At 45.9% G+C, this 24911-nt stretch carries 30 protein-coding genes; 3 read left to right on the top strand and 27 right to left on the bottom strand.

Going from position 1 to position 24911, the window contains the following annotated elements; all coding sequences use genetic code 11:
* Nucleotides 1-106 precede the first annotated feature (106 nt).
* The 25 genes from spoIVB to AC1DVJ_RS11665 form a co-directional block, all read right to left on the bottom strand.
* Nucleotides 107-1447 carry a SpoIVB peptidase gene (spoIVB, locus tag AC1DVJ_RS11785; protein WP_477590877.1) on the bottom strand — a complete coding sequence of 447 codons (1341 nt, stop codon included), beginning with the start codon at nucleotides 1445-1447 and terminating at the stop codon, nucleotides 107-109.
* A 118-nt stretch (nucleotides 1448-1565) separates the two neighbouring features.
* On the bottom strand, nucleotides 1566-3293 hold the full coding sequence (recN, locus tag AC1DVJ_RS11780; protein WP_477590876.1) for a DNA repair protein RecN: 1728 nt from the start codon (nucleotides 3291-3293) through the stop codon (nucleotides 1566-1568).
* Nucleotides 3294-3308: 15 nt separating this feature from the next.
* Nucleotides 3309-3758 (bottom strand): transcriptional regulator AhrC/ArgR, encoded by a 450-nt coding sequence (ahrC, locus tag AC1DVJ_RS11775; protein ID WP_236285558.1) that lies wholly within the window; start codon nucleotides 3756-3758, stop codon nucleotides 3309-3311.
* A 2-nt stretch (nucleotides 3759-3760) separates the two neighbouring features.
* The gene (locus tag AC1DVJ_RS11770) at nucleotides 3761-4213 is read right to left on the bottom strand and encodes a hypothetical protein (protein ID WP_477590874.1); all 453 of its coding nucleotides are present in this window, start codon (nucleotides 4211-4213) and stop codon (nucleotides 3761-3763) included.
* 103 nt (nucleotides 4214-4316) lie between these two features.
* Nucleotides 4317-5147 (bottom strand): TlyA family RNA methyltransferase, encoded by an 831-nt coding sequence (locus AC1DVJ_RS11765; protein ID WP_477590872.1) that lies wholly within the window; start codon nucleotides 5145-5147, stop codon nucleotides 4317-4319.
* A 32-nt stretch (nucleotides 5148-5179) separates the two neighbouring features.
* Nucleotides 5180-7072: a 1-deoxy-D-xylulose-5-phosphate synthase gene (gene dxs, locus AC1DVJ_RS11760; protein WP_477590871.1), complete on the bottom strand. Its 1893-nt coding sequence runs from the start codon at nucleotides 7070-7072 to the stop codon at nucleotides 5180-5182.
* A gap of 203 nt (nucleotides 7073-7275) precedes the next feature.
* Complete coding sequence (locus AC1DVJ_RS11755; RefSeq protein WP_477590927.1) at nucleotides 7276-8133, bottom strand: polyprenyl synthetase family protein; 858 nt, start codon at nucleotides 8131-8133, stop codon at nucleotides 7276-7278.
* Between the two features lie 52 nt (nucleotides 8134-8185).
* Entirely contained in the window at nucleotides 8186-8437 is a 252-nt protein-coding gene (gene xseB, locus AC1DVJ_RS11750; protein WP_477590870.1) for an exodeoxyribonuclease VII small subunit, read from the bottom strand.
* Nucleotides 8424-9794, bottom strand: coding sequence for an exodeoxyribonuclease VII large subunit (xseA, locus tag AC1DVJ_RS11745; protein ID WP_477590868.1), 1371 nt, complete (start codon nucleotides 9792-9794; stop codon nucleotides 8424-8426). The genes xseB and xseA overlap by 14 nt, the downstream gene beginning before the upstream one ends.
* A gap of 7 nt (nucleotides 9795-9801) precedes the next feature.
* Nucleotides 9802-10668 (bottom strand): bifunctional methylenetetrahydrofolate dehydrogenase/methenyltetrahydrofolate cyclohydrolase FolD, encoded by an 867-nt coding sequence (gene folD, locus AC1DVJ_RS11740; RefSeq protein WP_477590867.1) that lies wholly within the window; start codon nucleotides 10666-10668, stop codon nucleotides 9802-9804.
* A 58-nt stretch (nucleotides 10669-10726) separates the two neighbouring features.
* The gene (nusB, locus tag AC1DVJ_RS11735) at nucleotides 10727-11188 is read right to left on the bottom strand and encodes a transcription antitermination factor NusB (protein WP_477590865.1); all 462 of its coding nucleotides are present in this window, start codon (nucleotides 11186-11188) and stop codon (nucleotides 10727-10729) included.
* Between the two features lie 119 nt (nucleotides 11189-11307).
* The gene (locus AC1DVJ_RS11730) at nucleotides 11308-11535 is read right to left on the bottom strand and encodes a DUF2273 domain-containing protein (RefSeq protein ID WP_477590863.1); all 228 of its coding nucleotides are present in this window, start codon (nucleotides 11533-11535) and stop codon (nucleotides 11308-11310) included.
* A 14-nt stretch (nucleotides 11536-11549) separates the two neighbouring features.
* Nucleotides 11550-12110: an alkaline shock response membrane anchor protein AmaP gene (gene amaP, locus AC1DVJ_RS11725; protein ID WP_477590861.1), complete on the bottom strand. Its 561-nt coding sequence runs from the start codon at nucleotides 12108-12110 to the stop codon at nucleotides 11550-11552.
* Between the two features lie 85 nt (nucleotides 12111-12195).
* On the bottom strand, nucleotides 12196-12609 hold the full coding sequence (locus AC1DVJ_RS11720; RefSeq protein ID WP_477590859.1) for an Asp23/Gls24 family envelope stress response protein: 414 nt from the start codon (nucleotides 12607-12609) through the stop codon (nucleotides 12196-12198).
* A gap of 152 nt (nucleotides 12610-12761) precedes the next feature.
* A complete protein-coding gene (accC, locus tag AC1DVJ_RS11715) occupies nucleotides 12762-14120 on the bottom strand; it encodes an acetyl-CoA carboxylase biotin carboxylase subunit (protein ID WP_477590857.1) in 1359 nt (452 codons plus the stop codon).
* A gap of 66 nt (nucleotides 14121-14186) precedes the next feature.
* The gene (accB, locus tag AC1DVJ_RS11710; RefSeq protein WP_477590855.1) at nucleotides 14187-14681 is read right to left on the bottom strand and encodes an acetyl-CoA carboxylase biotin carboxyl carrier protein; all 495 of its coding nucleotides are present in this window, start codon (nucleotides 14679-14681) and stop codon (nucleotides 14187-14189) included.
* A 155-nt stretch (nucleotides 14682-14836) separates the two neighbouring features.
* Entirely contained in the window at nucleotides 14837-15571 is a 735-nt protein-coding gene (locus tag AC1DVJ_RS11705) for a SpoIIIAH-like family protein (protein WP_477590854.1), read from the bottom strand.
* Between the two features lie 40 nt (nucleotides 15572-15611).
* Nucleotides 15612-16253 carry a stage III sporulation protein AG gene (gene spoIIIAG, locus AC1DVJ_RS11700; RefSeq protein WP_477590852.1) on the bottom strand — a complete coding sequence of 214 codons (642 nt, stop codon included), beginning with the start codon at nucleotides 16251-16253 and terminating at the stop codon, nucleotides 15612-15614.
* Nucleotides 16254-16257: 4 nt separating this feature from the next.
* Nucleotides 16258-17001, bottom strand: a complete 744-nt coding sequence (gene spoIIIAF / locus AC1DVJ_RS11695; protein ID WP_477590851.1) for a stage III sporulation protein AF — start codon at nucleotides 16999-17001, stop codon at nucleotides 16258-16260.
* A 13-nt stretch (nucleotides 17002-17014) separates the two neighbouring features.
* Nucleotides 17015-18214: a stage III sporulation protein AE gene (spoIIIAE, locus tag AC1DVJ_RS11690; protein WP_477590849.1), complete on the bottom strand. Its 1200-nt coding sequence runs from the start codon at nucleotides 18212-18214 to the stop codon at nucleotides 17015-17017.
* A gap of 25 nt (nucleotides 18215-18239) precedes the next feature.
* Nucleotides 18240-18629, bottom strand: coding sequence for a stage III sporulation protein AD (gene spoIIIAD, locus AC1DVJ_RS11685; protein WP_477590847.1), 390 nt, complete (start codon nucleotides 18627-18629; stop codon nucleotides 18240-18242).
* Between the two features lie 9 nt (nucleotides 18630-18638).
* Nucleotides 18639-18842 (bottom strand): stage III sporulation protein AC, encoded by a 204-nt coding sequence (gene spoIIIAC / locus AC1DVJ_RS11680; protein ID WP_056614718.1) that lies wholly within the window; start codon nucleotides 18840-18842, stop codon nucleotides 18639-18641.
* Between the two features lie 60 nt (nucleotides 18843-18902).
* Nucleotides 18903-19421: a stage III sporulation protein SpoIIIAB gene (gene spoIIIAB, locus AC1DVJ_RS11675; RefSeq protein WP_477590845.1), complete on the bottom strand. Its 519-nt coding sequence runs from the start codon at nucleotides 19419-19421 to the stop codon at nucleotides 18903-18905.
* A 2-nt stretch (nucleotides 19422-19423) separates the two neighbouring features.
* Nucleotides 19424-20410, bottom strand: a complete 987-nt coding sequence (gene spoIIIAA, locus AC1DVJ_RS11670) for a stage III sporulation protein AA (protein WP_477590843.1) — start codon at nucleotides 20408-20410, stop codon at nucleotides 19424-19426.
* Between the two features lie 72 nt (nucleotides 20411-20482).
* Nucleotides 20483-20746 carry a YqhV family protein gene (locus AC1DVJ_RS11665; protein WP_477590841.1) on the bottom strand — a complete coding sequence of 88 codons (264 nt, stop codon included), beginning with the start codon at nucleotides 20744-20746 and terminating at the stop codon, nucleotides 20483-20485.
* 134 nt (nucleotides 20747-20880) lie between these two features.
* On the opposite strand from AC1DVJ_RS11665, the gene comA reads away from it, so the two are divergent.
* From comA to AC1DVJ_RS11650, 3 genes are all read left to right on the top strand, one after another.
* Entirely contained in the window at nucleotides 20881-21684 is an 804-nt protein-coding gene (comA, locus tag AC1DVJ_RS11660; protein ID WP_477590839.1) for a phosphosulfolactate synthase, read from the top strand.
* Between the two features lie 3 nt (nucleotides 21685-21687).
* The gene (locus AC1DVJ_RS11655; protein ID WP_477590837.1) at nucleotides 21688-22407 is read left to right on the top strand and encodes a 2-phosphosulfolactate phosphatase; all 720 of its coding nucleotides are present in this window, start codon (nucleotides 21688-21690) and stop codon (nucleotides 22405-22407) included.
* Between the two features lie 78 nt (nucleotides 22408-22485).
* Nucleotides 22486-22950, top strand: coding sequence for a DUF441 domain-containing protein (locus tag AC1DVJ_RS11650; RefSeq protein ID WP_477590835.1), 465 nt, complete (start codon nucleotides 22486-22488; stop codon nucleotides 22948-22950).
* Between the two features lie 10 nt (nucleotides 22951-22960).
* Here AC1DVJ_RS11650 and AC1DVJ_RS11645 read toward each other — a convergent pair whose 3' ends face one another.
* On the bottom strand, nucleotides 22961-24217 hold the full coding sequence (locus AC1DVJ_RS11645; protein ID WP_477590833.1) for an aspartate kinase: 1257 nt from the start codon (nucleotides 24215-24217) through the stop codon (nucleotides 22961-22963).
* Nucleotides 24218-24342: 125 nt separating this feature from the next.
* Nucleotides 24343-24906, bottom strand: a complete 564-nt coding sequence (efp, locus tag AC1DVJ_RS11640; RefSeq protein ID WP_477590831.1) for an elongation factor P — start codon at nucleotides 24904-24906, stop codon at nucleotides 24343-24345.
* Between the last annotated feature and the right edge of the window lie 5 nt (nucleotides 24907-24911).

Here is a 24911-nt window from a genome sequence, read left to right as displayed (position 1 = left end):
TAATATAATATTTATCTTCTGATTCCAACATTTTTCGACATGAAGTCACTAAACTCGCTATTCTTATGTAAAATGAGGTTAAAAAGAAACAAAGAACTAAAGGCTATTAACTCGCCTTTAGTTCTTTGTTCGTGTTTCCTGTTGTAGGACGAAGGATAATTCCAGAGTCCTGCAACATCCATTCAATGAAGCAGCCATAGCCGCTTGTCGGGTCATTCACAAAAACATGCGTGACGGCCCCGATCAATTTACCATTCTGGATAATTGGACTACCGCTCATCCCCTGAACAATGCCACCTGTTTTATCTAATAAACGTGGATCCGTGATTTTGATAACCATACCTTTCGTTCCCGGAACGTCTTGTTTGGATACGTGAACGACTTGGATATCAAATTTTTCCACCTTCTGCCCTTCGAGCACCGTATAGATTTGCGCCGGCCCTTCCTTCACTTCTTCCGCGAAAGCAACGGGAATCGCCTCTTTATATAAGCTATGATCCGGGGCTGCATACATTTTCCCGAATATACCAAATGCCGTATTACGTTCAATATTGCCAATCACCTTACTGTCCTTGTAAAGGGTCGCATGCTTCTCGCCAGGATCTCCGTTATGACTTTTCGAAATCGAAGTCACATTCGAATATACAATGTCTCCATCGCCTACAATAATGGGTGTCTGAGTGTCCATATCCGTTATGACATGTCCCAGAGCCCCATAGACGCCTTGATCGGGTGCGTAGAAGGTTAATGTCCCMACACCTGCCGCGGAGTCACGAATGTACAGCCCTAAACGGTAAGACTTATCTACAACGTCATAGACCGGCTGCAGCTTTACAGTGAGTTCTTGATTATTTCGTAAAATTTGCAGTACAAGCGGATTCTTACTTTCGCCTGATTTGGCTACTAGCTCTGCTACCTTGCTAACATCCTTAGAATCCTTGCCATTGATTTTGGTAATTAAATCGCCAACTTGAATTTTGGCTTCTTCCCCCGGTGAAACTTTTTGTTCAGAGGCAACCGTCACCAAATGATGACCTACCACCAAAATACCGGCAGACTTAATTTTCACACCGATCGTCTGGCCTCCTGGGATTACTCTTAAGTCTGGTACGACATTCACTTTGACAGTCTTAATTGGAATGGCTCCGAATAGTTTGAGCTTCATTTCCGTTTGTCCGGAATGATCGGATTGCAGAGAAATAGGTTCGTTCAAATTAACTTGAAATGAGTGCTCGGCGTTGCCATTTACCTTCACAATATCCGTATCCTTGACCGTCACTTGGGCATTGACCGGCATTGTTAACTGAAGCTGCTTCCCTTGTCCGCTGAATAAGCGGAGTTCTTGTGGAAAGGAGGCAAAGCTCTGAAAAGGCGGGGACACACTGACCAAGCAAACGAAGAAGACGAGCAAAAGTCCGAACAATCTTTTTCTTTTGTTGGATTGCACTATCAACACGCTCCTTCAAGATTCCTTGAGCCCTGACGAATAACCTCGTCAATTGCGTACCTATAAGTTAACCCCAGTCCCCTTCTTTTATAACTGTAAATGATGACTATCTATACTTTCATACCCTTGCTTTCTTATTTTTTGCCATGGTAAGCATTTCTCCGGCATGATGCAGCGTTGTTTCTGTCACTTCTACACCGCCAAGCATCCTCGCAAGCTCTTCAATCCGGCCAGCATCTGGCATATCTTGAACCCGCGTGAACGTGCGCTCATGATCCACTTCTTTCCGAATAAAGAAATGAACATCAGCGAAGCTGGCAACCTGTGGTAAATGCGTAATGGAGAATACTTGACAGCTTTGCGAAAGTACGGACATCTTCTCAGCAATCGCTTGCGCCGCGCGTCCGCTAACCCCCGTATCGACCTCATCAAAAACAAGCACAGGAATTTGATCGATGCGTGCAAAAATAGCTTTCATTGCGAGCATAATACGAGAGAGCTCTCCGCCTGAGGCAATTTTGCTAAGTCCGCGCAACGGCTCACCAGGATTAGGCGCCATCAGGAATTCAACCTGATCAATCCCTTGTCTGTTAAAACGTACCTTATTTCCATCCACCTCTACGCCGCGATCATCGATGATGTGCGCGATTTGAACACGGAATTGTGTCCGTTCCATTTGAAGATCACGTAATTCATGTTCGATTTGTGCAGAGAGATCACTCGCAATACCTTTACGCAGGTTGGACAGATCCAACGCATGAACACCAACTTGCTTCTCAGCAAGTACTAGCTTTTCTTCTAATTTACGAATAATTTCATCTTTATTTTCAATCGTATCGACTTCATTCTTGATCTTCTCTAAATAGCTCAGAATCTCTTTAATATTCTCCCCATATTTTCGACGAAGAGACGTGATGGTATCTAGTCTTTGTTCAATAAAATCAAGACGGGATGAATTGAACTCGATGCCATCGCGATAATCTCTGATTTGGTAAGCTGCATCTTCTAACTGATAGAAGGCCGATTGCGCTTGTTCCAGTATCGGACTTAGATTCGTCGGATCCAACTGGACGATATCCTGAAGGCGCGAGACTGCTTTGCCTGCTGCATCGAGTCCCCGATTCGTAGCATAGAGAAAATCATAAGCTTCCGTCGAGTTCTGATACAGCTTTTCAGCATTCGCTAGCTTGCGCTTTTCCTCAGCTAAGGTCTCATCTTCGCCAATTTTGAGCTTGGCAGCTGATATTTCATCGATCTGAAAACGATACAAATCTAACATTTGCAGCGCCTGCTTACTCGTCTCTTGCAGATCGTTAAGCTCCTTTTGGAGCTTCATATACTGATCGAAGCTAGCTTGATACACCGACTTCGCTGCGTCAATCTCAGCATCTCCGAACAAATCAAGCGAATGAATATGCTCGTCCACATGAAGTAGAGATTGATGTTCATGTTGGCCATGAATATTAACGAGCCATTCTCCTGTTTTACGCAGCATGGTCATATTCACTAGCTGCCCATTAATCCGACTTGAGCTTTTACCCGTAGCCGTAATTTCTCTACGAATGATGAGATGCTCGGAAGCATCTGATTCAATCCCAAGCTCTGTAAGCGTATGCCAAACCGGATGCGAAGCAGGTAAGTCAAACATGGCTTCAATCTCCGCTTTATCTGCACCATAACGAACCAATTCCGATGAACCCCTACCGCCGACAATGAGTGTTAACGCATCTATGATGATCGATTTCCCAGCGCCTGTTTCCCCTGTCAAAACGTGAAAACCAGCCTTAAACCGAATATGAACATGTTCAATAACAGCTAAATTACGAATTGAAAGCTCTGTAAGCATGAACGCCTCCTGATATTATGATAATAAGGACATCACTTCATTTACAAAAGTTACGCTATTCTCTTTCCCGCGGCAAATCACAAGGATCGTATCATCTCCGCAGATCGTGCCCATGACGCCATGCCACTCCAAATTATCAATCAAAGCGCAAATCGTATTCGCTGTGCCTGGCAAGCATTTCATGACAACCAAATTATCCGTATAATCGATACTTACAAAATGGTCACTTAATGCTCTGCGAAGCCGCTGCATAGGATTAAAACGCTGATCAGCCGGCATGGAATACTTATATCTACCGTCATCAAGGGGCACTTTTATTAAGTGCAGCTCTTTAATATCTCGGGAGACCGTCGCTTGTGTCACGTGAAATCCAGCCGCGCGAAGTGCCTCAACTAATTCATCCTGTGTTTCAATCTCATGATTCGTAATGATTTCTCTGATTTTTACATGCCTTTGACCCTTCATCCTTACACCTCTATGTGAAATGTGATTTTTTTGATTTTGTTAACGGTCATATCAACGTAAAGGATACCCTGTGCCTCAGGATAAATGAGGGTGTAGGGCAGCAGCATGTCACGCACAGCGCTCCCTGTCATCTCAAGTGGTTTACGATCTTTCGCCACTTTCACAAGATAAACATCATCTTCCTTTTGCACAAAATAATCGATAAATAAGCGACTTTCTAAGTGATCTCTCTCGCCTACGGTCATGGAGATAGGGATTTTGGTCTTACCTGCAAGCACTTCGAAGCCGGCAGCTTCAAGAAGCTCAACAACATCGTCTTCGGGAATATTCGCATGCCTAGGAATCCGACCTCTTCTTCGACTTGAACCCGCAATCCACTTCGGAAATCGCCAAATGACGATACTTACAATACCGATCAGGATTAACAAAATGACTTTAACATCGCCTTGTTCCATGTCCTTCACCTCGCCATAGTATTCGCGAATTCGGAAGGAAAATCCTTTCTCTTAAGTGAAAAAACCCATCTCAGGGCCGCAAAAGGCGTTCTCAAAGATGAGTTTATTTTCCATGTAATTTCTGAGACTCTTTTACCGTCTCTGCAATAAGAGCTTTGATCGAGGCAGGCGCTGCTAGCGACTCATCCCCACCATTACTTGTCCAGAAGGCAAGGAATTCAATATTGCCTTCTCCACCCGTTATAGGAGAGTAGGTCAGACCCTTCAAGCGAAAGCCGAGCTCCTCAGCAAATGACAGCACCGTTGTCAGCACGTCAATGTGTACATCGGAATCACGCACAACTCCTGACTTACCAACTTTCTCTCGACCTGCTTCGAATTGCGGCTTTATCAGAGCTACAACATGACCTTGATCCCCTAAGATTTCCTTGAGCGGGGGCAAAATAATACGAAGTGAAATGAACGAAACGTCGATACTGGCAAAGGTAGGTCTCGGACCGTTCAAATCCTCCAATTTCGTGTAACGGAAATTCGTTCTCTCCATCACATGTACACGTTCATCATTGCGAAGTGACCAATCCAATTGGTTATAGCCAACATCGACAGCGTATACGGAAGCAGCGCCGTTTTGCAGCGCACAATCTGTAAATCCGCCCGTGGAAGCCCCAATATCTAACATAACAGCACCATGTAAGTCGATTTCAAATTGCTTTAACGCCTTTTCAAGCTTAAGTCCACCACGGCTCACGTAAGGATGAAGCGCACCTTTTACTTTGAGCACGGCTTTCCTGCTTATTTTCATACCCGCTTTATCAACGGGCTCTTCATCCGCAAAAACAAGGCCTGCCATAATGGCGGCCTTTGCCTTTTCTCTGCTTTCGAAATATCCCTGCTCTAGTAGCAATAAGTCTAACCGTTCTTTATCCGATGACATATATGATGTGTTGCTCCTATTCAAATCGGTTACTAGACCTTAGCCCGAAGGACCTTACGAGGTACTAGCTTCTTCACTTCTGTAATAAGGTGATGGACCGTTAAACCGACTTCTTCACGCTGCTCTGGCACACTGCCATGCTCAACGAAGTAATCTTGGATCCCCATTAGCTCTACTTGTAAACCTACAATACGTTTCTCCGCATAAAACTCCAATACGGCACTTCCGAAGCCACCTTGGATCGATCCTTCTTCCATAGTGATTACCGGCATCGATTCCTTTGCTAACTGCAGCAAATAAGCTTCATCCATAGGCTTAATAAATCGCGCGTTCACGACGCGAAGCTCGATGCCCTCTTGCGCCAACTGAGCTGCTGCCTCTTCGGCAATCTGAACCATAGGTCCAACAGCGAGTACAGCGGCATAATCGCCATCACGTACAGTTTCCCATGTACCAAGCGGAATAGCTTTAGGAGCCTCATCAATATTAGCCCCTGTGCCATTAATGCGCGGATAACGATAAGCAATCGGGCCGTCATTATATTCAAGAGCCGTTTGCATCATGTCACGCAGCTCTTTCTCATCCTTCGGCATCATGAGAACCATGTTCGGAATTGTCCGCAAAAATGAAATATCATAAACCCCTTGATGTGTTTCACCATCCGGGCCAACGAAGCCTGAACGGTCGATCGCAAAGGTAACATTTAATTTAGGGCGACAAATGTCATGAACAACCTGATCATAGGCACGTTGCAGGAATGTTGAGTAGACGGCAAATACGGGCTTTAAGCCTTCGCTTGCTAAGCCAGCACATAACGTAGCCGCATGCTGCTCCGCAATACCTACATCAATCATTCGATTCGGAAATTGCTTCGCAAATTTCAACAAACCGGATCCACCTGGCATCGCAGGTGTAACTGCAACTACACGTGAGTCCTTCTCACCAAGTTCTATTAAGGTATCACCAAATACCGTCGTATACATCGGCGGTCCAGAAGACTTAAGAACTTGCCCCGACTCCATTTTGTATGGCCCTAGACCATGCCAAGTATGTGAATCGTTCTCAGCAGGCTTATAGCCTTTACCCTTGGTCGTAACGACATGAATAAGCACAGGACCTGCAACCTTCTCAGCCTGTTTCAGCGTTTCCATAAGGACATGTAAGTTATGTCCATCCACAGGTCCGATATACGTAAAGCCTAGTTCTTCAAACCAAACACCATTTAACACAAAATATTTAAGACTATCCTTCAGCTTCTCCGCGGTTTTGGCCAGCGTTCCGCCGATGGCAGGAATTTTCTTCAGTAAGTATTCGACTTCTTCTTTGGCTTTCAGATAATGACGATCCGAACGAATTTTACTTAAATAATTATGAAGAGCCCCAACGTTGGGCGCAATAGACATTTCATTGTCATTCAGAATGACCGTAATATTTTTCTTCTCGTGACCGATATGATTCATGGCTTCAAGCGCCATGCCGCCTGTAAGCGCACCATCACCAATGATGGCAACAACCTTATTATGTTCACCTTTGAGATCACGCGCCATCGCCATACCCATGGCAGCTGAAAGCGATGTACTGCTATGTCCTGCTTCCCAGACATCATGTTCGCTTTCGGATCGCTTAATAAAACCGCAGAGACCCTTATATTTACGCAACGTATCAAACTTGTCTTTGCGTCCAGTCAGAATTTTGTGCACATACGCCTGGTGACCCACATCAAAAATCAGTTTATCATACGGGCTGTGAAACATGGTGTGTAAGGCAATTGTGAGTTCAACCACGCCTAAATTCGGGGCCAGATGTCCACCCGTAACGGAAAGCTTCTCAATTAAAAATTGACGGACTTCTCCTGCCAATTCTTCGAGCTCCGTCAAGGATAACCGCTTCAAATCTGCAGGCCGATTGATTTGTTCGAGCAGCACGCTTGTTTCCTCACTTTCAATGTGAAAATACTAAGATTTCACCATTATATCATAGAATTGGTTATTTCGTGTAAAACGCCATGGATTGACGGTTGCGCCCCCCTATAGAACGTTACGTCAGCCATGACAATAAGTTTCATTTTGGATATAAATGCGTGTTCAAAAAGTCTGGTTTGCTACCTCTACTCTCGATAAACGGTCACTTAGTGATCTCTTTTCATCAAGTAATCTGCGATCTGCAGCAACCGCTCTGGGTTTCCTATATTGGATCTTACTAAGGCTTCTTTCGCTTGGTTCGTCAGCTCCTGCACCTTCTGTTCAGAAGCTTCCATGCCGATAAAATAAGGGAATGTCACCTTTTGCTGCTTCTCATCGCTCCTCACTGGTTTGCCTAACTTAGCTTCATCACCGATAATATCCAAAATATCATCTTGAATTTGAAAAGCAAGTCCCAGTGCGTGACCGAATTCACTGAGCGCTTCCAGTTGAGCTTCGGTCGCCCCCGCAATATGTCCACCCGCACGCAAGGAAAATACGATAAGGTCGCTTGTCTTGTGCGTATGAATGTAGGTAAGCTCTTCTAGCTTCGTCAGCCCTTGTTCTCCAAGCATATCAGCTGCTTGCCCGCCAACCATTCCGCGAGCACCTGCAAGAACGGCAAGCTCTTCCGTAATCGCTAGCACACGATCGGCAGGAACACCGAACTTTTTGTGCGCTTGCGCAACACTGAAGAAGGCGTGCGTAAGCAGCGCGTCGCCAGCTAGAATAGCCATCGCCTCGCCGTATACTTTATGATTGGTTAACTTCCCTCTACGATAATCATCATTATCCATCGCTGGAAGATCATCATGCACTAAGGAATACGTGTGCACTAATTCAATGGCTAGTGCAACAGGCATCGCAGCTTCCAATGAGCCCCCAAGTGCCTCAGCAGCAGCCAGAACCATAATAGGGCGCAATCGTTTGCCGCCTGCCATCAGGGAATAATCCATGGACTCACGTAGAGACGCAGGAACATCCCACGCAGTAGGCAACGATTGACGTAATGCGGCTTCGACCATTTCAGCATGGGAAGCGATGTAGGTATGAATATTAGACGTCGTGTTATTCAAACTAATTCCCCTTATCTTCCAAGACAGGCTGGAAAGGCTTCCTTGTTACCCCAGCTTCCCCTTCAACCAGCATCTCAATTTTCTTCTCCACTTGCTCTAGTTTAACACCGCATAAATGGGAGAGTCTTACGCCTTCTTGATACAGTTCAATGGCTTTCTCTAAAGGTACATCGCCGCTTTCTAACTGGCTGACAATGCGTTCTAGCTGCTCGATTGCCACTTCAAAGCTTACTTCTGTTTCACTCGTTGACATCAATGTTCGCCTCCATCCCCGAAACTTGACATTGTATTTTACCGTCCTTAAGACGTAAGGATAATCGATCACCAATGTTCACTTGACTAATCGAACGAATAAGCTGCTTTTCTTGTTCGTCATAGGCAAGGCTGTAACCCCGCTGCATAACCTTCAGCGGGCTGAGGGCGTCCAAATGGCGGACGCCTGATTGCCACTCCTGCTTCTTCGAACGCAGGAGTGTCTGCATGGCCGTGAGCATCTGGCGTTTGGAAGCATCCAAACGCTGCCTCGCGATCACGGCCTGCTCGGTCGGATTGAAGCTGGATAAGCGACGCTCCAGCTTCAATCTGCGCTGCGCCAACTCCGTTAGGCGCTGACGCATGCGGTAACCGAGCTGCTCCGCCAGCCGGTCGAGTCGCTCCGCAGGCTGCATGAGCAGCTGCCTGCGGGGGTTCGTCAGGAGCGGCGAGCGCTTCGCGCGCTCCAGCCGTTCCTGCTTGCGGCGCAGCTGCTGCAGCAGCCCGTAATGCAGGCGCTGTGCCTGCTGCGATAGCTGCTGCTTCAGCTCGAGGTGATGCGGCACCGCGAGCTCGGCCGCCGCCGTAGGCGTCGGCGCTCTCAGATCGGCGACGAAGTCGGCGATCGTGAAGTCCGTCTCGTGGCCAACGGCCGAGATGATCGGAATCGCGGAGGCTGCGATAGCCCGCGCCACGATTTCCTCGTTGAAGGCCCACAGCTCTTCCAGTGAGCCGCCGCCGCGGCCCACGATGAGCACGTCAGCTTCACCGAGTCGATTCATGGCTTCGATCGCCTTGACGATCGAAGGCGCCGCCTGAGTACCCTGTACGAGGACAGGGTACAGCAAGATCGGGATCGACGGGAAACGCCGCTGCAGCGTGATGATGACATCACGAATCGCGGCCCCCGTCGGGGACGTGATCACGCCAATGGCGCGTGGAAACCGAGGAATCGGTTTCTTGCGCTCTGGCGCGAATAGCCCTTCGCCTTCGAGCTTCTTTTTCAATTGCTCGAACGCCAAATACAAGCTGCCAATGCCATCAGGTTGCATCGCCGTCACATAGAATTGATAAGCACCGTCTCGCTCATAAACAGAAATATTCCCGCGAGCAATCACTTTCGTGCCCTCTTTCGGGATAAATCCTAGCTTCTGGTTATGCGAAGCAAACATGATGCTTTTCAGCCGACCGTCTGCATCCTTCAATGTAAAATACATATGACCGCTAGAGTGATGCGTGAAGTTGGAAATTTCGCCTCGCACCCACACATCCTGGAGACGCGAGTCTCCTTCCAGCAAAAGCTTAATATAACGGTTTAGGTCTTTAACCGATAAAATCTTAGTTTCGTTTCTCGCCATAAGGTGATTATACGCTCACATTCGCTTTAGCTGCACGGCTCGCCGCATCAACTGTGTTGCGAAGCAGCATTGTAATCGTCATAGGTCCAACAACGCCTGGAACTGGCGTGATCGTACTTGCAACTTCTTTGACAGCTTCGAAATCAACATCCCCCGTCACTTTACCATCTGCATTTCGGTTAATACCTACGTCAATCACAACAGCGCCTGGCTTCACGTGGTGCGTTTTAATGAAATTAGCCTTACCTACGGCTGAAACCAATATATCCGCTTGTTTCGTAATCTCTTCCATATTCGGTGTACGTGAATGTACAACCGTAACAGTCGCATGCTCACGCAACAACAACATAGCCATCGGTTTTCCGACGATATTGCTTCTGCCAACAACGACAGCATGCTTACCTGCGATTTCCACACCTGTCCGCTTGAGGATTTCAATAACACCATGCGGGGTACAAGGCTTCATACCATCTTTACCAATCATCAGGTTCCCGACATTGATCGGATGGAAACAATCCACATCCTTAGCAGGATCAATTTCATCCACAACCTCTTCTTCGTTGATATGCTTCGGCAATGGTGATTGAACAAGTATGCCGTTGATCCGATTATTGTTATTAAAACCATGGATGAGTGCGATTAATTCTGCTTGCGTCGTTTGCTCAGGCAGGCGGTGTACTTCGGAATAGATGCCTACATCATCACAGGCTTTCGCTTTGTTTCTAACATATACTTGCGAAGCTGCATCTTCACCCACAATAACAACGACAAGACCTGGTTGATTTCCTTGCGCGGTTAGTGCCGCTGCGTCAGATCTGATTTCCTCACGAATGGAGCTCACGAGTTCTTTCCCATTAATTACTTGTGCTGACATGTTATTTCCCCCTTAACTTGTTAAGCCCTACGCGATATAAAAGTTACTTACACTTGGATTATTGTGTACGAAGTACTTTTTCTTTCAGCTCGTCGATTTCCTTGATCATCTTCCCGAGCACTCCGTTTACGAATTTCCCTGATTCCTCTGTGCCATAATGCTTAGCCAAATCGATGGCTTCATTGACAACAACCTTCGGTGGAACATCATCGCGATACAGCATCTCATAAGCACCTAGGCGCAGTACTTCCCGATCAATACGAGACAGCCTGTCCATAGCCCAGCCTTTCAGATACTCCTCCAACAACTCGTCGATGCTTACCTTGTTCTTGTAAGTCCCCTCAACAAGCTCAATAATGTAGACTGGATCTATCTTATCTCCGGAGAAATCCAACTGCGATTCATTATCATGTTCAGCTTCATGAATCGCGGTTTGAACAGCCTCCTGAGGAGTAGCCTCATTCATTTGGATTTGGTATAAGCTTTGTATAGCAATTTCGCGTGCAATTCTGCGTTTCATTCTGTTCCTCCTAAGCGTTTCGCTCCAGCAAAACGACCTTCTCCTAAAAACTCTTTCTCCTAGTATACGTCAAATTAGATCCAATCCAAACAAAAAAATCCATGGTTGAACCAGGGATTTTAGCGAAACATTCTCCATTTTTGTGTGAGATAGCGCCAAATGTCTTCTAGCATGACGAAACTTTCCTTACGATCCAGCTTATTACCAACATAAAAACCTACGAGTACGATAAATCCGAAGATCAACATATCCCAAAAACCAAAAAATAAATAAATAAAACCGAAGAATATACCCGCTGTCACTCCGATTACTTTGCCCCTATGGAAATTCCATAGTTCATTCCACATATGTGGATTCACCTCTATTCGACTCGGCTTTTAAACGTTGGGGCAGATTGCACGATGTTCGCTACGAATACGGTTACGGAAGCTACAGGAATACCGGTAATTTCTTCTATGTAACTTTTCACTGTACCTTGCATGTCTTCAGTCAGTTCCGGAATCGAGCTTTCGCCATCTACGATGGTTCTAATTGTAATTTCCAGACCGGATTGATTCACTCTAACTCGTGCACGCAGATCCTTTGCACCTTTCGTGCGACCCGCTGCTTTCAGCGAGAGATTCTCAACAGTTTCGATAGAGATACGGATATCGCCAAAATCGGTGCGTTGATCAATTGATGGCGCCTGGGAACGTCCGCGACGAAGCGTTACGATTAGGAAACGTACGGAGATCAGCAGCATGATCAAACTAATGATAATGCCCGGATACGCGTAGCTCTTCTCGTAATAAAAATGACTTAGCGTTTGACTTGCTTGATCGAGTGGGATCCAGCTAGATGCTGTGAACAATACAACGATCGATGCGACGAAAATAATCAGGCTATAGAAAAGTAGCAAGAGCCTGTCCACAATTTTACCCACTACGCTTGTCCCCTTCCTAAATTAGAGGAAACCCCCTGTAACCTGTAGGGGGTTTCAATTGATCCATATGGCTCAGCTTTACCGCTTATTTCACACGATGGGCAGCCGCTGGTTCTTCGTCAACCTGTTTATCCGCCTGCTTAAAATGAACATCATGAATATGTACGTTTACTTCAACGACATTTAACCCAGTCATTGATTCAATCGCCTGCTTCACATTGTTTTGAATATCACTTGCAACTTCAGGAATACGGTTCCCATATTCGATAATGATGGAGACGTCAATGGCAGCTTCACGTTGTCCGACCTCTACCTTTACGCCTTTGGACAAATTCTTGCGTCCAAGTAATTCAGCAATGCCGCCAGCTAATCCGCCACTCATCCCCGCTACACCTTGCACTTCCACCGTTGCCAAACCGGCAATGATTTCGATAACCTCGGGGGCAATCTGGATGCTGCCCATGTCTGTCTTGACGTAATCCGGAGCGATTGTGCTCATTGTGGCACCTCCTAAAAAATTTGTGGAGCAAATTTACTTCGTAAGCTTAAGCTAAAAAGTTTTGCGCCAGCAAAACTGGCTTCGATTCAAATGGGATAAGCCATCTTAATTTATTAGTATAACATTTTGGCAAAAATATGACAAATGTTTATCTACGATTCTGGATCGTTCACATCGTGCTCTTCCAAGAACTTAATATCATGGTCGCCCTTGATAAATTTCTTGTGTTCAAGCAGCTTCAGATGAAAAGGAATCGTCGTGTTCACACCGTCCACCGCGAACTCATTGAGAGCTCTTTTCATACGGTTAATAGCCTCTTCACGCGTGCTTCCCCAAACGATTAGCTTCGCGATCATCGAATCATAGTGTGGCGGGATCGTATACCCTGGATAAACCGCACTGTCAACACGTACGCCGAATCCACCTGGCGGCAAGTAGAATTTCACTTGTCCTGGGGACGGCATGAAGTTCCGATTCGGATCTTCTGCATTCACGCGGCATTCGATCGCCCAACCGTTGATTCGGACATCTTCTTGTCTAAACGACAGTGGATTTCCTTCTGCGACACGAATCATTTCTTGAATAATATCGATACCTGTAATCATTTCAGTTACCGGGTGTTCAACTTGGATCCGCGTGTTCATTTCCATAAAGTAAAAATTACCATCTGGACCTAACAAGAATTCAAGTGTTCCCGCGCCTGAATAATTCACAGCCTTCGCTGCACGAACAGCTGCTTGACCCATCGCTTTACGCGTTTCCTCTGTTAGAACCGGACAAGGCGCTTCTTCAACAAGCTTCTGTCTGCGACGCTGTACGGAGCAATCACGTTCGCCTAGGTGAACAACATTGCCATGCTTATCCGCAATGATTTGGATCTCAACATGCTTCATGCCTGTTAAGTATTTCTCTAAGTAAATCCCTGCATTACCGAATGCATTCTGGGCTTCTTGCTGAGCAGCCGTAATTTGCTGAACTAGCGTTTCCTCGTTCTCTGCAATACGGATACCCTTACCGCCGCCGCCTGCTGTCGCTTTAATAATAATCGGATACCCGATATCGCGAGCGATAACCACGGCATCATCAATATCCTCAACCAAGCCGTCGGAGCCCGGAATAATCGGAACTCTCGCTTCCTTCATCGTTTGTTTGGCAACTGCCTTATCGCCCATCCGGGAGATCGCGTCAGGTGAAGGACCGATGAAAGTGATGTTGCAGCTCTCGCAAATTTCTGCGAAGTCAGCATTTTCGGCTAGGAAGCCGTACCCTGGATGAATAGCATCGCATTCCGTCAATGTTGCAACGCTCATCAAGTTGGTGAAGTTCAAATAGCTGTCTTTGGACGCTGTTGGTCCAATGCAATAAGCTTCATCCGCCAGACGAACATGCAAGGCATCTCGATCTGCTTCCGAGTACACAGCAACCGTATAAATGCCAAGCTCACGGCATGCTCGGATAATACGAACCGCAATTTCCCCGCGGTTCGCAATTAGAATTTTATTAAATTTCATGATTTGCCCTCCTAAGAGCTCTTCGTGAGAAAAGCTTGCGTTGACAGCATAAGCCTACAAACGCAACTACTCCGGTCTAACCAAAAATAAAGGTTGTCCATACTCTACTAGCTGTCCGTTCTCAACGAGAATTTCAACGATCTCGCCTTTCACTTCAGCTTCTATTTCGTTCATTAATTTCATGGCTTCAACAATACAAACGACAGTCTTGTCACTCACTTTAGAGCCAACGCTTACGAAAGGCGCTGAACCTGGGGACGCGGATTGATAGAAAGTCCCGACCATCGGAGATACGATCTTATGTAAAGATGAATCCTCTTGTTTGGCTTGTCYGTTAGCAAGTACTGGTGCTTCGAGTGCAGCTGCAGCTGCCGGATTAGCATAGTTAGGTTGAGCAATCGGTGCATATGTGTGCTGAACTGGTGCAGATACATAGACAGGTTCCGATTTATTCGGCTTACGAATAGAAAGGCGTGCACCTTCATTTTCAATTTCTAGCTCTTGTAAAGAGGATTGATCGACGAGTTTAATTAACTCTTTGATTTCACTCAATTTAAACATTCAAGTCACTCCTTTAGACGTTGGTGAACCATTAAAAATGCGTTTTCATAGCCGCAACGTATGTATTATACCCATAAACGCACGAAATGGAAAGAGTCCAGTTTATCCGGACCCTTTCCACTATCATTTTGAGAAGCCAAAACTTTGCTCAAATCCTATGGGCGTACGTACTGGATCTTGATATTTTCAGGAGTTGCACCCAGTTCTTTCACAACCATATCTACGATGGACACACCTTGACTTTTTTCCAATTTATCTGCTTGAACTGTCACTTTCCACTTAGCGCCATCTTGATTAATGACCGCTTGCGGGAAATCTTGAATGAGCAGATCTTGTAGATTTTCAATTTTTTCTTGCAGGTCTGACAATGCAGACAAATCGTTCGTTGCTTTTGCTACCGCTTCAGGAGATTTCTTACCATCCAAAATGATCGTCATCAAATCCGTAGAAACTTTGCTGAAGTAATTATTTTGTTTCACTTGTTCATTCGTGAAATAGTCGTTGGCCGACGTTGTTTTGGCTTGCTCCTCCACTTGCTTCAAGACTTGTTCATCTGTTTTGGATGTTGTTTTGGACGCATCTTTTGTCGTAGTTTTGGAGGTATCTTGTGTCGTTGTCGCTTTAGCATCTTTTTTTGTAGAAGTTTGCGGCGTTGTCGTTTTCGAGTCGATTTGTGCGCCTGTTCCTGTTGTTGCTTTCACATCAGTTTTCGCACCTGTTACTGGATCCACTTGGGTCATATCAATTTTCACTTCTTGCGATTGCGTGATGGCATCTGTCGTTGCCAGATCCAACTTGTTGACATCCTCTGTGAAAAGATAATAAGCGGACAGCACCACCATCAAGCTAAGCATCGATACGAGCCATATTGTTTGTCTTTTTGCATTCATTGTTTATTCCTCCTTAGAATAGTTGAATGATTTCCTAATTTTATTCCCCTGTTTTGCGCGGTAAAATCGAAATTTTACTTGCTTGGACGTCCATTCCTCGCTCAACGGCTTCCATGATCATTTTTTTCACCGTGAGATTTTCTGCGCCTTTCGCAACAACAATGACACCTCTAATTTTGGGTTTAATGTATTTGAGCACGAGCGGCTTCTGGTCACCTGACACTTGATAAATTACGACTTCACCGCTCCGCGTTACCTGGGATATATTGCGTGTTGCTCCACCATTGTCGCGTTCAGTCGTCATGGTCTGATTGTCGTTATAATTTTTGTCAACAGTCATTTCTTCCGTCGATTCAATCGTAACGAGCACTTCCACCTCGCCAACACCGACAATTTGTTGCAGGATTTTTTTCAACTGGTCGCCATAAGCTTGTTCGTAATCATGAAAGCTTGTGTTTTCCTTGGAAGAACCTCCTGCAAAGGTTTCTTGACTCACGGGTGGAGGGGAAGCTCTGCCTGTGTTGATGGGATCCAGATCTTTAACAGTTATAAATGCGTTTATGATCATTAGCGCTGCTCCTAAGAGTCCAACCATGATGACCCAAAGTAACGTATTTTTACGTTTTGGTCCACCTGGTCCGCCGCCGAACTTGTGCTCCATCCATTGCAGCAATGTTCCCATCGATTCACCTCGCCATCCATCCTTTGCTTTGCGCTGCTCCGATCTCGATTTTGGCAGGATCTACAAGCCAATTCCTTGAAATCACTTGCTTGAGTCGGTCCATCTCTTGCACACCAGGCACATTTTCTTTGGTTGACTGGGTATCATTCTGTGTGCTTGACATGCGATCTTGCACTGTCGCGGTAGACCCGATTTTGATAGGATCTACTGGTTTGACTGGCTCCATGGCAGCAATGCTTTTACTAGTCGTTACCAGTTGCTTCTTCGCTTCTATATCATCAAGGGTCACCTTCACGCTTGAAATGGTGGGCTTCCCGTTATTGTCTACCTGTACTTGCACTTGTACCGCTTCAATTGGCCATTCCGTTTGTTTCTGTAAGTCCTCTTTCATCAATCCTGCCAATTGCGATTGCACCAATTCTTGTGTTTTTTTATGTTCAGCATCTTGAATCTTGTTGGCATCCTTCGTAATAGCTTCCAGAGACTTCATTTGTGATTGATTTCCAAAACCTCCAGCAAGCATGGTTTTCTCATTCTGTTCTTTCTCCGCTTGACTAAGCAGCTGGTCCATATTCCAATCCTTCTGGAACAGCTGAAGCACTGGGGTAAGCAGCGTCAGTAGAATAAAGAGACTCAAAACCGTCTTCACATACCGCTGCATCGTATTGCTTGGAAGTAGAAGATCAACAAACGTCGCAAGCATTATGACCATAATGACGGTTTTCAGCCATCCTGCTAACCAATCCATCGCCTAGCTCCTTTCACCTCATCATGACGGAGACATTGCTAATTGTGATCATGATGGTCAGGGCAAGAAAAAACATCAAGCTTACTGCCGCTAGCGCTGCAAACACATAAATCAAGCTTTTGCCGATTGTCTGTAGACAAGCAATGATTGGACTATCGCCCAGTGGCTGCATCAGCGCCGCTGAGAGGTTGTAAATGAAAGCCAGCGTTAAAATTTTGATCGCTGGGAACGCACACAGGAGCACGAGGATGACAACACCAACGAGTCCTATCGCATTTTTGACTAGTAAGGATGCCCCGATCACGGTTTCTGTTGCATCCGAGAATAGTCGTCCGACAACAGGCACGAAATTCCCCGTAATGTACTTAGCCGTTCGAATCGCAACGCCATCTCTTACAGCGCCGGCCGTGCCTTGGATGGAAATGACCCCGAGGAACACTGTCACGAACACGCCCAGCATGCTTAAACTTACGGTGCGCAGCAGATTAGCTAACTGTGTGACTTTAAACTTATCGCTGAGTGAGCTTACGATGTGCAGCACCGCCGAGAAGAACAAGAGCGGAAAGACAAACACATAAATGGCCGTACCCACAGAGTGGATCATGAACACAATCAGTGGATGAAGAATGGCAACCGAAGTGACATTTCCCATGGACGCTAGTAACGTGAGTAACAATGGCATGATCGCTATCATGAATTGAATCATGGACGAAATGGCTGTCTTCGCATACCCGATCGCAACGCTGAAGCTATTGATCGCAATGATGATGAGCACCATATAGGTGATGGTGTAGCCTAGCTTGCTTACCGTGTTTCTTTCAAACGAGCTTTGCAGCGTCTCAAGAATCATGCTAAAGACGGTCAAAACAACAATTGAAGCCAGTAATTTGCCATTGATGATAATTTCATGAAAAACATAGCTCAGAAGCCCTTTGAAGATACTCTTCATACTAATGCCCTTGGTCCCAAGGAGAAGTTCCATGAAGGTTGGCGGCTTGCTTTCTGGGAAATAACCTCCATATTCCTTCATCAGCTTATCCCAATATTGCTCGACCGGCTCCGTATTCAAGCGGTTCGCTTGCTCTTTGATCATGACATCCGTTGGCGATTCAGCAGTTAACGAGCCCGACAATCCAAGCCATAAGCCCATGCTCAAAATAAACAATAAGATCCACCGGTTGTTCAGCTTCTGGTGCGAATAAAGTAGGTGCATGCGTGTCACTCCTTAGGTGAATCTGCTAAGCAGGGAGTAGTTTAACCACGGTCTCGATGATGACTGTAATGATCGGAATGGCCATGACCATAATAAGAACCTTTCCTGATAGCTCAATTTTGGAGGCAATGGAATCTTGGCCAGCATCGCGGACAATCTGTGCGCCAAACTCGGCGATGTAAGCAACGCCTATAATCTTCAGAATCGTTTTGAGGAAAACGATGTTCACGTTAGACTTTACAGCTAGATCCTCAAGGACTTGGATGACCGAAGAAATTTTGCCTATTAAGAACAAGAAAATCACGATGCCCGTAAAAGCGGCTAATAAAAAAGCGAACATCGGCTTCTGCTCCTTAATAATGAGCGTCAAGATCGTGACGATGAGTCCTAGTCCTACGATTTGGATGATTTCCATCAGACCACCTCATTGGAATAGGAAAATAGTTTTAATTTCTTTGAACAAGTTATCCAGCATACTGACGACCATAAAAAGCACGACTACGAAGCCGATGACCGTGACCCAGTGTGCCATATCCTCTTTTCCCATCTGTTTCAGCACAGAATGGATCATAGCAATAATGATTCCGATGCCGGCGATTTGGAAAATGGCATTCACATCAACATTCATTCCTGGCACCTCACTCTGCCTGCAAGAAACTTGTCATACAACATGGTTAAATGATCCCCGCTAATACATTAAAATCACGACTAGCGCACCGATTAAGACACCCAGGCTTTTCCACATTTTCTCGTAGCGCTGCTGTTCATCTCTGGCATCCGTTTCTTCCGATTGAAGTTGGCTAATCGCAAGCCGTAGATGCTTGATTTGGTCACTTCGATCCGAAAGCCCAAGCACAGGTCCCAGTTGGAGAATCACTTCTTGCTCAGCTTGCCTCATCGAGGTTCTTGCCCAGACTTCCTTGACGGTCATTTGCCATAGATCTTTGGTTGACTCACCATTACTTCCGAGCAACCGTTCTGACATTAAGCGAAATAAGGAAGAAAGTGGATCTGCGACCTGCTTACTTAGCGAAGCAAATGCCTCCGGAAGGGGCGTGAGTGCATAGGCAATTTCCGTCTCCATTCGGCCTAGCGCGTTGATTAGTCCGCGAATTTGCTTTGGTCGTCTAACATAGTGAGCAGCCTGTAGAAAGCCATACATCGAAGCTGCACCGAAGATCAGAACTCCACCAACAAATTTCAGCATCTTCATCGTCCTTTGCGTTCGTCATACATCTCCATAACCTTGCCTTCTTGATCCAGGATCCGAAAGGAAGCAGGAGCACCTTTTCTCCGCTGGAGGATGACATATTTCATAAACACCCTTTCCTCCATCAATTGCCTGAGTACGGGCCGTCTACGTACATCCTCATAGCTCGCTCCATGAGCCGTAGCTAGTACACGAATTCCCGTGTGAACAGCCTCATGAATCGCATCAGCATCCTCAGTTCGACCGATCTCATCAACGATGAGGACCTCGGGTGAGAGAGAACGGATCATCATCATCATGCCTTCTGCCTTTGGACATCCATCTAGCACATCTGTGCGTGGCCCTAAGTCAAATCTCGGTACCCCTTTGACACAAGCAGCAAGCTCTGAGCGTTCGTCTACGATCCCTACTTTTTTACCCGATAGAGAGCTGTTTCTAGCCCCCCATTCGCCTCGGCTAATGAGTCTAGCCAGATCGCGAATTAATGTGGTCTTCCCTTGCTGCGGCGGGGAAATGATAAGCGTGTGATGAATATTTCCCATACTCTGTTCGACGAGATACGGTAAAATCTCCTGACCCACACCMTGAATTTCGCGCGCGATCCGAATATTAAAGGAACTCACATCGCGAATTTGCTTCACTTGACCTTGGTCGAGGATCGTACGCCCAGCTAGTCCTACGCGATGACCGCCAGAAACCGTGATATACCCTCTTCGCAGTTCTTCCTCAAAGGTGTACAACGAGTGATTCGTTAGAATCTCGAGCAGTGTTAGACAATCTTGCCTAGTCGGTTTGTAAGCCAAGGCTTCCTGAGTGATCATTTGCCCACGCTCACTAATGAAGGCATAGCGGTCGGCCCAGCTAATTTCAAGGGGACGCGACTCTCTCACCCTGATTTCTTCCACGCTAGCTTGTACGTTCGGTGGAAGCTCACTAAGCATGAATCGGATGTTCTGGGGCAACAAGTGTGTAATACTCGCTAGCATCGGGAGACAGCCCTCCAAGTTGTCCAGTCTTCTATATTCATTTCTATGCTTACTAGAAAGAAATATGACCGATTACTTTTTAATAATCCCAATAAACAGACAACTGACCCCTGCAATGACCCACAACATCTTTCCATATGATAGTTTTTCAGCTATGCCTACTAAACCAATCGTTGTGGTAGTTAATAGTACTAGAGGACCTACTAGTGCTAGAGCTGAATTCACCATCAGCGCTTTCTCAATTGTTGCTAGTCTAATCATGAGAATAGCTGCAATAATTTCGATACTCCCAGACATCATCCGTAAGGAAGCCATCGTTAGTACGATCTTATTCATGAGTAGCAACACCTCCTTTTTCCCTACCTTATGCGAGCTCGTCTCATTTTAGGCATGCTGGGCACCTCCATTTGTGCTGATGCATATGCTGTACACATAATTGATCCTTCGAAGGACAGTGAGGAGAAAGACCGATGGAAGTAACCTCTCAATTGAAATGGAACCCCGTTTTAGCCGACCCTACAGGACAGAGGCAGATGAAACCAAGAACGTTGGGGAAAACAATGGTGATGGATAAGGGGCTCGGATTGCTTGCCTTTCAAGACTTACTCCACACCGCAAGTAGCCACGTGGATATGATCAAGCTTGGTTTCGGCACATCGCCGCTTTATCCGCAAGCCGTGCTGCGAAGCAAAATAAACCTGGCCAAAGAGAATAACATTCTCATCTACCCAGGAGGGACATTTCTGGAAGTGGCTGTACAACAGCATGCCGTAGATTCTTTTTTTGACATGATACTTGCACTCGGCTTTAATGGCGTTGAAATTTCCGACGGTACCATTCAAATGGATCGCAGACTGCGAAATGAGCTGATAGCTAGAGGTTTAGATGAAGGGTTAGAAGTCGTTACGGAGTATGGAAAAAAAGGATGGGGCTCCTCTATTGAGTTAGCAGAATTAATTGAGACGGTCTTCATCGATTCGGAATTAGGTGCATCCCTAGTCACAATAGAAGCGCGTGAGTCTGGCATGGGTGTTGGCATTTTTGATGGGAATGGAAAATGTAAGGATGAGGAGTTGCACAGTGTGCTTGCTTCCGTCTCAGGAGATCAGCTTTTATGGGAGGCGCCTCTAAAGACCCAGCAGGTGCATTTGATTAAGTCCTTGGGTCCTGAAATTCATTTGGGCAATATTTCACCAGATGAAGTCATTTCGTTAGAAGCTTTGAGGAGAGGACTCCGTTCTGACACGTTGTCCTTAGGTACCAGAAAGGAATAGCACATGCATATCGAGGTGATCGCCAACATCGGCGAAGCTAGAAGTGACGAGTTTCTCCATAAAACCGTCATTGTCGTTGATGTTTTACGTGCAACCAGCACGATCATCACCGCATTGATGAATGGCAGCAAGGGAGTAGTCCCTGTTGATACGGTTATGAAAGCGAAAGAATTGGCTCGCATTGGCGATTTACTCGGTGGAGAACGCTATTGCAAAAAAATTCCAGGCTTTGATTTTGGCAATTCTCCACTCGAGTACACGCGCGAAGCTGTGCAAGGCAAACGCGTCATTTTGACGACCACAAATGGCACGAGAGGGATTCAGAAGGCAATAAAAGCCGATCGTGTGCTTGCGGGAGCAATCATTAACGGCAGAGCGTCTGCGATGGCAGCAATCGATCTTAAACGGGACACGGTGATCGTATGTGCAGGGACGCAGGATGTATTTTCCTTAGAGGATGGCCTCTGTGCCGGCTTCATATCGGACGAAATTGCGGCCTTGCTTGGCGAGAGTCTCATGATAACGAATGACTTCGGCTTGGCAATGCGCGGCTGCTATCTCGAAGCTAAGGATCGGTTATTAGAGACTATACTTGCCTGCAGCAACGGTAAAAAAATGAAAAAGTCCGGCTTCCTCGCGGACGTCGAACTTTGTTCCAAAGTGAATATAACGGATTGCGTTCCTGTTCTCGAAAATGATCAGATGGTCCCCTTTGGGCGATAGCTCTCATCACCATGCGTTCTAAATACAAGCCCTTTTCATAAACTAAAATGACGACGAAGAGGACGAGGGGTTCTGTGAATGAATGGTGATCTGCTCTTAGTTATTCTTATTTTGATTGGGCTTGTTGGCCGTACGCCGATTATTACAACTGCAGCTTGTCTTTTACTTGCCATTAAATTAATTGGTCTCGATCGCTATTTCCCTACCATGGAGCGCAGAGGGCTGGAGCTTGGCTTGCTGTGCCTTACAATTGGTGTATTAGTACCATTTGCAAGTGACCGCATTTCCATGAAAGATATCCTTTCTGTCTTTACGACTTGGCCTGGGATCATTGCCCTGCTAGGCGGAGCGATTGCCACTTATATGAATGGAAAAGGTTTAGAGTTACTAAAAGTAGACCCACAATTAATTGTGGGTCTCGTAATTGGTTCTATATTTGGCATCGTATTTATGCGCGGCATTCCGGTAGGTCCATTAATGGCTGCCGGAATAACGGCATTTTTATTGAAGTTTGCTTATTTTATTGCGGACAAACTCCATTAAGTTTCCAACATTATCTACGATCTTCCGGCCCACCAACGAAGGCTTGCACCGCAGTATCCAAGCCGTATGCTGTGTGTAGTGCACTGATGACATCTGTTAATTTCGTATTGTCGATGACGCAAGACATTTTGATCTCAGAAGTGCTTACCAAGGAAATGGTAATACCAAGATCTGAAATGACTTTGAACATCGTCGCTGCAACACCTGGTGAGCTAACCATACCAGCACCAACAATCGATACTTTCACAAGATCAACTTCGGAGGTCACTTCACGGTAGCCAACTTCCGCACGAAGTTGCTCAAGAACATCAAGCGCTTTCTCGCGATCCGCCAGCGTTGTTGTGAAAGAGAAATCGGCAGATCCGTTGATCACACCGCTTTGAACGATAATGTCTACGTCAATTTGCACTTCAGCAAGTGCTAGGAAAACCTTCGCAAGTTGACCTGGCTTCTCAGGAACACCCAGAATACTAATTCTTGCCACATTTTTGTCATAAGCGATGCCACGAACGACGATTCCTTGCTCCATCACTGCTTCCTCCTTCACGTTGGTACCTTCATTGTAATTGAAGCTTGAACGTACCACGAGGGTCACGTTGTAATTTTTCGCATACTCAACAGCTCTTGGATGAAGTACCGCTGCTCCAAGGTTTGCAAGCTCCAGCATCTCATCATAGGAAATCTCAGCAAGCTTTCTCGCTACTTTCACGATACGAGGATCTGTTGAATAAATACCATCAACATCGGTATAAATTTCACAGAGATCCGCTTTGATCGCTGCAGCAAGTGCAACTGCTGTTGTATCTGAACCGCCGCGGCCCAAGGTAGTAATTTCGCCTGCTTCCGTCATCCCTTGGAAACCAGCTACGATTACCACATTCCCTTGCTCAATCGCATTCAGAACACGCTGAGGTTTAATATCTGTAATTCTCGCTTTACCATGTACTGGCTCCGTATAAATGCCACTTTGCCATCCGGTGTACGAAACCGCTTGTTCACCAAGATTATGTATGGCCATCGATAACAGTGCTACGGAAACTTGTTCGCCCGTCGTCAACAACATATCCATTTCACGAGCCGGTGGGGCTCCATCGTAAATTTGCTGAGACAAGTCGATCAATTCATCCGTTGTATCACCCATCGCAGATACGACAACAACACAGCTGTGACCAGCTTGTTTACGCTCAACGATTCTTTTTGCAACTCGTTTCATTCGCTCCGCATCACCGACAGAGCTTCCGCCAAATTTCATCACTATAAGAGACAAAGCTGACCCACTCCTAACGCATACTAGTGCATAACAATTCAATATTATAGCATATAAATGAGGAACTGTGGTAAGAAAAGAAAAAAAGCCTTTCGGACTCTTGTGAGTCAGAAAGGCTTATCTGTTTAGTTGCTCGCGCGTGAAAGGTATTTGCCGTCATCTGTGTCAACGGAAAGAATATCGCCTTCGTTGATGAACAGCGGCACCATCACATTAAGACCTGTTTCCACTTTCGCATTTTTCAAAGCACCTTGAGCTGTGTTACCTTTGACGCTTGCATCGGTTTCAACAACCTTCAAGTCAACGCTCTTCGGAAGGTTAATCCCGAGGATTTCACCTTGATAGCTCATGATCTTGATGTTCATGTTTTCTTTCAGGAAGTTCAATTCCCATTTCAATTGTTCGTGGGAAAGGGAAATCTGATCGTAAGTCTCCGTATCCATGAATGTGTAATCGTCGCCAGCTGCGTACAAGTATTGCATTTCACGGTTTTCGATGTGGGCACGACCAACGTTTTCACCAGCACGGAATGTACGCTCAACGGTGTTGCCGTTACGAAGGTTTTTCAACTTGGAGCGCACGAATGCAGCGCCTTTACCTGGTTTAACGTGTTGGAAATCTAGAACTGTAAAAATATCATGCTCAACTTCAATCGTAAGACCTGTTTTAAAATCGTTTACTGATATCACTTGTA

The sequence above is a fragment of the Paenibacillus sp. P4_A9 genome (assembly GCF_056402415.1).
The sequence above is the reverse complement of the archived record's forward strand: the minus strand, read 5'-3'. Positions and strand labels throughout refer to the sequence as shown.

Excerpts from the sequence above, each read along its gene's own strand:
- nusB (WP_477590865.1), bottom strand. The coding sequence starts at position 11,188 with ATGAAACGCAGAATTGCACGCGAAATTGCTATACAAAGCTTATACCAA.
- xseB (WP_477590870.1), bottom strand. The coding sequence starts at position 8,437 with ATGTCAACGAGTGAAACAGAAGTAAGCTTTGAAGTGGCAATCGAGCAG.
- xseA (WP_477590868.1), bottom strand. The coding sequence starts at position 9,794 with ATGGCGAGAAACGAAACTAAGATTTTATCGGTTAAAGACCTAAACCGT.
- AC1DVJ_RS11655 (WP_477590837.1), top strand. The coding sequence starts at position 21,688 with ATGCATATCGAGGTGATCGCCAACATCGGCGAAGCTAGAAGTGACGAG.
- spoIIIAE (WP_477590849.1), bottom strand. The coding sequence starts at position 18,214 with ATGCACCTACTTTATTCGCACCAGAAGCTGAACAACCGGTGGATCTTA.
- comA (WP_477590839.1), top strand. The coding sequence starts at position 20,881 with ATGGAAGTAACCTCTCAATTGAAATGGAACCCCGTTTTAGCCGACCCT.
- AC1DVJ_RS11720 (WP_477590859.1), bottom strand. The coding sequence starts at position 12,609 with ATGAGCACAATCGCTCCGGATTACGTCAAGACAGACATGGGCAGCATC.
- AC1DVJ_RS11755 (WP_477590927.1), bottom strand. The coding sequence starts at position 8,133 with ATGGTCGAAGCCGCATTACGTCAATCGTTGCCTACTGCGTGGGATGTT.
- AC1DVJ_RS11705 (WP_477590854.1), bottom strand. The coding sequence starts at position 15,571 with ATGAATGCAAAAAGACAAACAATATGGCTCGTATCGATGCTTAGCTTG.
- spoIIIAB (WP_477590845.1), bottom strand. The coding sequence starts at position 19,421 with ATGCTGAAATTTGTTGGTGGAGTTCTGATCTTCGGTGCAGCTTCGATG.
- spoIIIAF (WP_477590851.1), bottom strand. The coding sequence starts at position 17,001 with ATGGATTGGTTAGCAGGATGGCTGAAAACCGTCATTATGGTCATAATG.
- AC1DVJ_RS11650 (WP_477590835.1), top strand. The coding sequence starts at position 22,486 with ATGAATGGTGATCTGCTCTTAGTTATTCTTATTTTGATTGGGCTTGTT.
- AC1DVJ_RS11665 (WP_477590841.1), bottom strand. The coding sequence starts at position 20,746 with ATGAATAAGATCGTACTAACGATGGCTTCCTTACGGATGATGTCTGGG.
- spoIIIAG (WP_477590852.1), bottom strand. The coding sequence starts at position 16,253 with ATGGGAACATTGCTGCAATGGATGGAGCACAAGTTCGGCGGCGGACCA.
- AC1DVJ_RS11770 (WP_477590874.1), bottom strand. The coding sequence starts at position 4,213 with ATGGAACAAGGCGATGTTAAAGTCATTTTGTTAATCCTGATCGGTATT.
- folD (WP_477590867.1), bottom strand. The coding sequence starts at position 10,668 with ATGTCAGCACAAGTAATTAATGGGAAAGAACTCGTGAGCTCCATTCGT.
- AC1DVJ_RS11765 (WP_477590872.1), bottom strand. The coding sequence starts at position 5,147 with ATGTCATCGGATAAAGAACGGTTAGACTTATTGCTACTAGAGCAGGGA.
- recN (WP_477590876.1), bottom strand. The coding sequence starts at position 3,293 with ATGCTTACAGAGCTTTCAATTCGTAATTTAGCTGTTATTGAACATGTT.
- spoIIIAD (WP_477590847.1), bottom strand. The coding sequence starts at position 18,629 with ATGGAAATCATCCAAATCGTAGGACTAGGACTCATCGTCACGATCTTG.
- ahrC (WP_236285558.1), bottom strand. The coding sequence starts at position 3,758 with ATGAAGGGTCAAAGGCATGTAAAAATCAGAGAAATCATTACGAATCAT.
- accC (WP_477590857.1), bottom strand. The coding sequence starts at position 14,120 with ATGAAATTTAATAAAATTCTAATTGCGAACCGCGGGGAAATTGCGGTT.
- spoIIIAC (WP_056614718.1), bottom strand. The coding sequence starts at position 18,842 with ATGAATGTTGATGTGAATGCCATTTTCCAAATCGCCGGCATCGGAATC.
- AC1DVJ_RS11730 (WP_477590863.1), bottom strand. The coding sequence starts at position 11,535 with ATGTGGAATGAACTATGGAATTTCCATAGGGGCAAAGTAATCGGAGTG.